We start from the raw sequence: 6,231 nt of genomic DNA, 5'->3' as shown, positions 1-6,231 counted from the left end.
GCGTTTGGCTATCTCAAGGCTCGTATTCTAGATAAAGCAAAAGAAAAGCCGTTAACAAAGTATTTTGATAAAGATGAAATTGAGGGTGTTCAAAGATTCTTGGCAAGTAAACAAAAACAAATTGAAAAAGAGAAACTAGAAAAGCAACAAACTAGAAAGAGAGAGCGAGACCATGGACCAGAGCTTTAGAAAAAAGAGGCCGTCCCAAAAGGGAAGTAATGCCTCTTTTTGATCTGAAATGGAAAAATAGACCATAGTTGAAAACCTAGTAAAATCAAGGGTTTTCAACTATGGTCTATTTCACATACTTCCGTTAATTTTCATTATTTAAGGGCTTTTGGGTCAGCCCCTTTTTGCCTTTTGATATTTCTTAAGTTCCTCTTCGAGTCTTTTGCGCTCTTCGATGAGATTTATGTCTTCAACAGAAAATTCTTGTTGCTCATTTTGTTGTTCGTCTTTCTTGAACCAATCCGGCAGCATTTCTGTTCGTTTGATGTTTCTAGTTTTACTGACTTCTTGTTGTAAGCTTTCTACGCTCACGTCATTCTTAAAGCAGTGAATAGCAAATCCAACAGGATTCGTAATGCCAGGTTCCTTGGTTGCATATTTCAGCACATCTAAAACATAGTCTACTCCCTTCGGAAGCCAAGTTTTGATGAGTTTATCTGACGCTTCCAACTGGTGCATGGAAAGGAATTCTCTTACCTTTTCAATTTTCTTTGTTTCAACGGTTTTTCTGCCTTCCAATACCGAGAACGGATTTGCTTTGCTATGTATGGTGAAGCGTAACGCAACAACTTTACGGCCTTCTTTTATTTGTTCCACTTCTAAGGAGAGGTCTGTTTTCTCGTTCAGTTCTTTCAAAGCTGGAGTGAGGACACGGAGCTTCAAATTGCCGAATGATGTATAACTACTTTCCTCAAGACCGAGCTTTTGCAAGAGGTCATCGAGCCTGAAGGTACGTTCCTTAATTGTTTGATATTGCTTCACTAATTCATACAGACGGATTGAGTAGGAATGCTTTAACTTGATGACATTGTCAAGGGGGTAGGTCGTGAAATTACGTTTTAATTCGAGCAGGTATGGTTTTAGAAACGGGGCAAATTGTAAATCGACTGTGCCTTTGTTTTTGTTATAACGGACATACGACAGCCAAGAGACTTGTACAACATCATCTTCTAGTTGTATCTGGAATGCCTTTCTCATCAATCCAAGCGTCGTTTGACGGAGGCGAGTGTATTGATTGTTGCCAGTGATTCCTAATGATTCACAAAATTCTTTGATTGATAACGTGTAAACTTTCAATTCGTTGTCATTTACGTGTATTTTGCTTGCTAATGTCAAAACAATTTTTTGTTCTATCGTACTTAAGCGATAACTTGCTTCAATGAGAGTGTTTGCTTTTTTCACCAGACTATTATTTTTCTCTGTCATTGGAATCTCTCCCTTGCCCCCTGATTCTTTGAATCTTTGAAAAAATTATCCAATAATAAATAAAAAATTACAATATATAAAGTGTAATTTTTATAAAATTCCTAAATATTACTCTATCTTCTACATTGAAAAAGTAATAATCCAGATTCATTTCAAATGTTTCTTACATCCAAAATGTAATTGTTCACATCCAAAATGTAATTGTTAAGACATCCAAAATGTAATTGTTCACATCCAAAATGTAATTGTTCGCATCCAAAATGTAATTGTTAAGACATCCAAAATGTAATTGTTCACATCCAAAATGTAATTGTTCACATCCAAAATGTAATATTTAAGTCTCAAAAACGTTGATGTAGCAAGGCTTTAAGACTTCCGAAAAAACTTAAAAAGTTTTAAAAAAAAAGATGTTAAAAAACACAAAAGGAGCTGTGTGCCCTTTAACATCTAAAAGGTAATAGGAGTACCGCCAGATCATCCGTCCCTTGTGTTGCTTTTTCTCCATATGCTTATACGCATACGTGGTGGGCTCTGCCCAAAAGAAAGGGAAAAACCTTTTCAAACATTAGAGATGCCGTTCAGAAGCCTCAGATTTGTTTTTAAGCGTTTGTTTTTCTGCAAACATAGAAAACTACTATTATTCATCTAGAAGCCTTTTATCGAGATTTAAGGCGTTTTAAAATAAATTTCTTTTATATACCCTGTTTCCAATGCCATATGAACTGATATAAAAGATGTATACTATACCTATACATTATTGGCGCTTCAATTTATGTATGGATATAGTGCACACTTGAAATTGCGATGTACCGCCGCCCGAACGCCCCATTTTTCGAGTTCTCGTCTCCACACCTCATACCAACTTCGTCGGCATGAGGTGTGGAGAACATACAAATGGGGCGTTCGGGCTAGATAGAGGGTAAATGTGAAGAGAAAAAAGAAAAGAAGAATAAGAGATAAAATCAAATGAAAAGAGAATATACAAAGATACAAAATGAGAGAAGAAACTGAATGAAATGAATCAGAAATATGAATAGATAATGATGCTGGGATGTGGGGTTATATGGATGTTAAGAACAACATATATGGTGAAAAAAGATAGAGAACAGTTACAAGAAAGAATGAAAGGAGTGATGAAAGTGATATGGAGAAAAGAAAAAACAAGGAAGAATACATAGAGAAAGAGAATAAAAGGACAGCCCCTGCAGGAAAAACGAATCGAGAACAAGTTGCTGTGCAACTTCGAAAATTATAGATGCGAAGCAACTGTATAATTGCGCCCTGGCTATAAATCCAGGGGAAAATTATAAAACAGTCATGGAACGTATGGATCAGCGGAGTATGAGTCATATACGTGAAATCTAAGAGACGAGAAAACAACTTGCTGCTGCTGAGGAAAAAAAGAAGTGTTGGGAATTTTGGAAATAAAAAAAGACTGCTAGCTAGCAGTCTTTTTTTATTTAGATGGTTTGTTTCTTATAACATCTTAGTCTCTACTTCCATTATAACCCTATCTGAGGATTATTTATAGACTGTTTTTTCATTCATGTCTTGTCTTATACTGTTATACGCAAGTCTAAAAGTATAAGGGGTGTGGATATATGAGTGACAAAAAAAATATCTTAGATCCTGGTCCTTTCTTTCATGGTACTAAAGCAGAACTGAAAATCGGAGATCTGCTTGAACCGTTGCACTTATCCAATTATCAGGATAAAAAATCTAACCATATCTATTTTACTGCAACATTAAACGCTGCTAAATGGGGTGCTGAATTAGCAAGATCTAATTCAAAAGAGAGGATTTATATTGTAGAACCATTAGGTGATTTTGAAAATGATCCGAACTTAACTGACAAAAAATTCCCTGGAAACCCAACACGTTCTTATAGATCTAAATCTCCTTTGAAAATAGTAGCTGAATTAAGTTCATGGGAAAGGCATTCCGATGAAGAAATAAATCATATGCTTACATCTTTAAAAAAGTTAAGTGAAGAAGGAAAAAACGTAATATACGATTGATTCTCACATCATGTGAGGTTTCATAATCCCTCATTATCGGGAGTCAATGTATCTAGAATGCTAAAAACCCCCCTTCAGATCACTGAAGGGGGGCATGTTTACATAATTCCCGTTATTGGAAGTTACTCGTAGCAATCATTATCTAGTAATGATAATTTGTTTGTGGTACATATGCTTGTCCAACACCAATACGGGAGAGAACCCATACCATGCAGAAAGCGTTTGGCTATTGACATTATTAACAGTACCATCAGAACCTAATTGATAGGGACCTATTTTTTGTACTGTACGGCATTTTACTGCTGCTATAGAGATACCCATCTAGTACTATCCCAATAGTAGCAGTACCATCTCTGTGTAGGACTATCCCACCAGTGCACTATCTGTGTAAGACCATCCCAGAGGTAATAGTTTTCGCCATCTTGCACCCATCGGTCTATCTGGAGTAGTCCATTCACATAATAGTACAATTTTCCATCTTCTTGCACCCATCCATTTTTTATAGGTGATATATCATATATGTCTTTTCCTACATTACCGCTATTTTTATTATCCATAATTATTCACCTCTTTTTAAAATGCTAGAATAATTTATGAAAAAGTAATTCTTATGCTTGTCCGTTTACCCAAATAAAACAAAAAAACATTAATCACTGAAAAAATTGTATACTCTATACATGTCAAGTTGACATAATCCCTAATTATCGGAAGTCAATCAGTCTATCTAATGGGGAACATGGCTTTTTATGTTCAATGTAAACTTTTATAAAAAAGTTTACATTCGTTTTGTTGTTTTTATTGACCTCTTCTTGTTTTTAGTGACATTTTGCAAATATCAAACAAAAGTATACATTCATTTTATTGATTTTATTGGGTTTCGAGAAGGAGATAATACTCTAAAGAAAAAACAGAAAGCAGCCTAAAAAGGCTGCTTATTTACATAAGATGACTTATGGGTAGCGTGTCAAATGGTTCTCTTTTTAATCCTTTTTAAATCTATTCAGCATAGTGTGTACAAGTCTGCCAAGAAACTTAGGTAATTTAATTGTATAACATTTCATAGTTTTTCTCCTACTCTCCATTGCTCCTATAATGTATTCAAACAGAAGAAAGGTGTTAATTCATCAGTGCTTCTATATGCATCAGTGTTTTTTGTATACTCTATACATGTCAGGTTTACATAACGCGACATTATCGGTAGTCACTGTATTTAGTAACCTATCAAAAAGCCCTCCAGATTGCGCTTAGCTGGAGGGCTTCCATGTTCGCATAATCAAGCTTATCGGAAGTGAGAAGTACTGATTTTAATCAAACTATCATTCTTTTACTATGATCAATAATAATTTATTTCCATTAATAAATATATTATGTTCGTTCCCTAACGAACCAGAATCAGGATTTGATTAGGACCTGTACGTTTTAATACAAAATATCCTTTCTCCGCTTTTGTTGCAATTCCATCATCATTCGACCAACAATATCCATGAGTTTCACAAGTCCCATCATCTCGAACCAGTATTTGACCAATTAATCCGACGGCTACCCATTCTGGACGATTTACACGAGAGATATATTCTTCATGGGGATTCCATTCTGGATTAGGTATAGGCTGCATTATTTTTCTTTCTGAAATGATTACATTTCCTTTTTCGTCTTTTTGAGCTGGAATGGTCACCTCATAATATTTTTTTCGTCCCCATTCATCAGTCAGATATTTTCCTTGCCAGCGTAAGCATCCGCTATTTCCTAACAGACCTGGTGTTGCACTTGTTATTCCCAAAATAAATAGATCATTTGAAGCGGCCTTTCGGATTTTATCTTCTGTCGACACAGTAACGAAATAGCCAACATCAATCGAGTTTCCATCGGCTGTTTCAAACATTTCTGCGTAATCACCTGCTGGAGTTAAATATGCTCCATCTACGAACATATTGCCGTTATTCAAAAGTTTTCCAATTAGACCTGTAGCATCATAGGCTACTGCTCCGAAGGCTACATTCCACGAATAAGTTGGGTCCCCATCTGTAGCATTAACAGCTCCATTTCTACCCATAATATGGGCTCCTTCGAAACCATTTGCTGTTGTACTCAGTCCTTCAGCATGAGATAAATCCCCACTAGCGATTGTACCTGATCCTTCTGCATGGGCCGCAAATCCACTGGCCCTTGTACCGCTACCTTCTGCGTGAGAAGAATCCCCACTGGCAGTTGTACCGGTTCCTTCGGCATGAGAAGCAAATCCACTGGCAGTTGTACCGGTTCCTTCTGCGTGAGAAGAAGTTCCACTTGCTGTTGTATTGGTTCCTTCTGCGTGGGAAGAAGTTCCACTTGCTGTTGTACCGTTACCTTCTGCATGAGAAATATCTCCACCTGCGGTTGTGAAGTTACCTTCGGAATGGGCCGCAAATCCACTTGCCGTTGTATTATTTCCTTCGGCATGGGAAGAATCGCTATTTGCCGTTGTACCTGCTCCTTCTGCATGGGCGCCATTTGCATTTATACCTGTACTTGTTGATATGCCCTCCGCATGTGAATTAGATCCATTTGCTATTGTATTACTACCTTCGGCATGAGAAGCATCTCCATTTGCCATTGTACCTGAACCTTCTGCATGAGCAGCAGTTCCACTTGCGATTGTACTGGTTCCTTCAGAGTGGGAATTATCACCACTTGCGGTTGTACCTCCTCCTTCGGCATGACTTCCTTGAGCTAAAGCGTTAGTAGAAACCCCTTCGGCATGAGCACCATTTGCATTTATACCTGTACTTGTTGATATACC

5 protein-coding genes are annotated in these 6,231 nt (G+C 37.0%); 2 read left to right on the top strand and 3 right to left on the bottom strand.

Annotated features, from left to right (window positions below; genetic code table 11):
- A partial coding sequence (locus EP737_RS25820) for a hypothetical protein (protein ID WP_246040359.1) occupies window positions 1-189 on the top strand: 189 nt, incomplete at its 5' end.
- A gap of 153 nt (window positions 190-342) precedes the next feature.
- On the opposite strand, the gene EP737_RS23740 is transcribed toward EP737_RS25820, so the two are convergent.
- Window positions 343-1,434 (bottom strand): replication initiation protein, encoded by a 1,092-nt coding sequence (locus tag EP737_RS23740; RefSeq protein ID WP_129731668.1) that lies wholly within the window; start codon window positions 1,432-1,434, stop codon window positions 343-345.
- A gap of 1,601 nt (window positions 1,435-3,035) precedes the next feature.
- Here EP737_RS23740 and arr point away from each other — a divergent pair.
- Window positions 3,036-3,452, top strand: a complete 417-nt coding sequence (gene arr, locus EP737_RS23735) for an NAD(+)--rifampin ADP-ribosyltransferase (protein WP_129731666.1) — start codon at window positions 3,036-3,038, stop codon at window positions 3,450-3,452.
- Between the two features lie 980 nt (window positions 3,453-4,432).
- On the opposite strand, the gene spoVM is transcribed toward arr, so the two are convergent.
- Complete coding sequence (gene spoVM / locus EP737_RS26985) at window positions 4,433-4,513, bottom strand: stage V sporulation protein SpoVM (RefSeq protein ID WP_129731670.1); 81 nt, start codon at window positions 4,511-4,513, stop codon at window positions 4,433-4,435.
- 317 nt (window positions 4,514-4,830) lie between these two features.
- Window positions 4,831-6,231: peptidase G2 autoproteolytic cleavage domain-containing protein (locus tag EP737_RS23725; RefSeq protein WP_281278927.1), on the bottom strand; the 1,401-nt coding region annotated here is incomplete at its 5' end.

This window comes from Ectobacillus funiculus (assembly GCF_004138295.1).
GTDB classification, from domain to species: domain Bacteria; phylum Bacillota; class Bacilli; order Bacillales; family Bacillaceae_G; genus Ectobacillus; species Ectobacillus funiculus.
The sequence above is the reverse complement of the archived record's forward strand: the minus strand, read 5'-3'. Positions and strand labels throughout refer to the sequence as shown.

Coding starts and splice junctions, on each gene's coding strand:
- EP737_RS23740 (WP_129731668.1), bottom strand. CDS start 1,434: ATGACAGAGAAAAATAATAGTCTGGTGAAAAAAGCAAACACTCTCATT.
- arr (WP_129731666.1), top strand. CDS start 3,036: ATGAGTGACAAAAAAAATATCTTAGATCCTGGTCCTTTCTTTCATGGT.
- spoVM (WP_129731670.1), bottom strand. CDS start 4,513: ATGAAATGTTATACAATTAAATTACCTAAGTTTCTTGGCAGACTTGTA.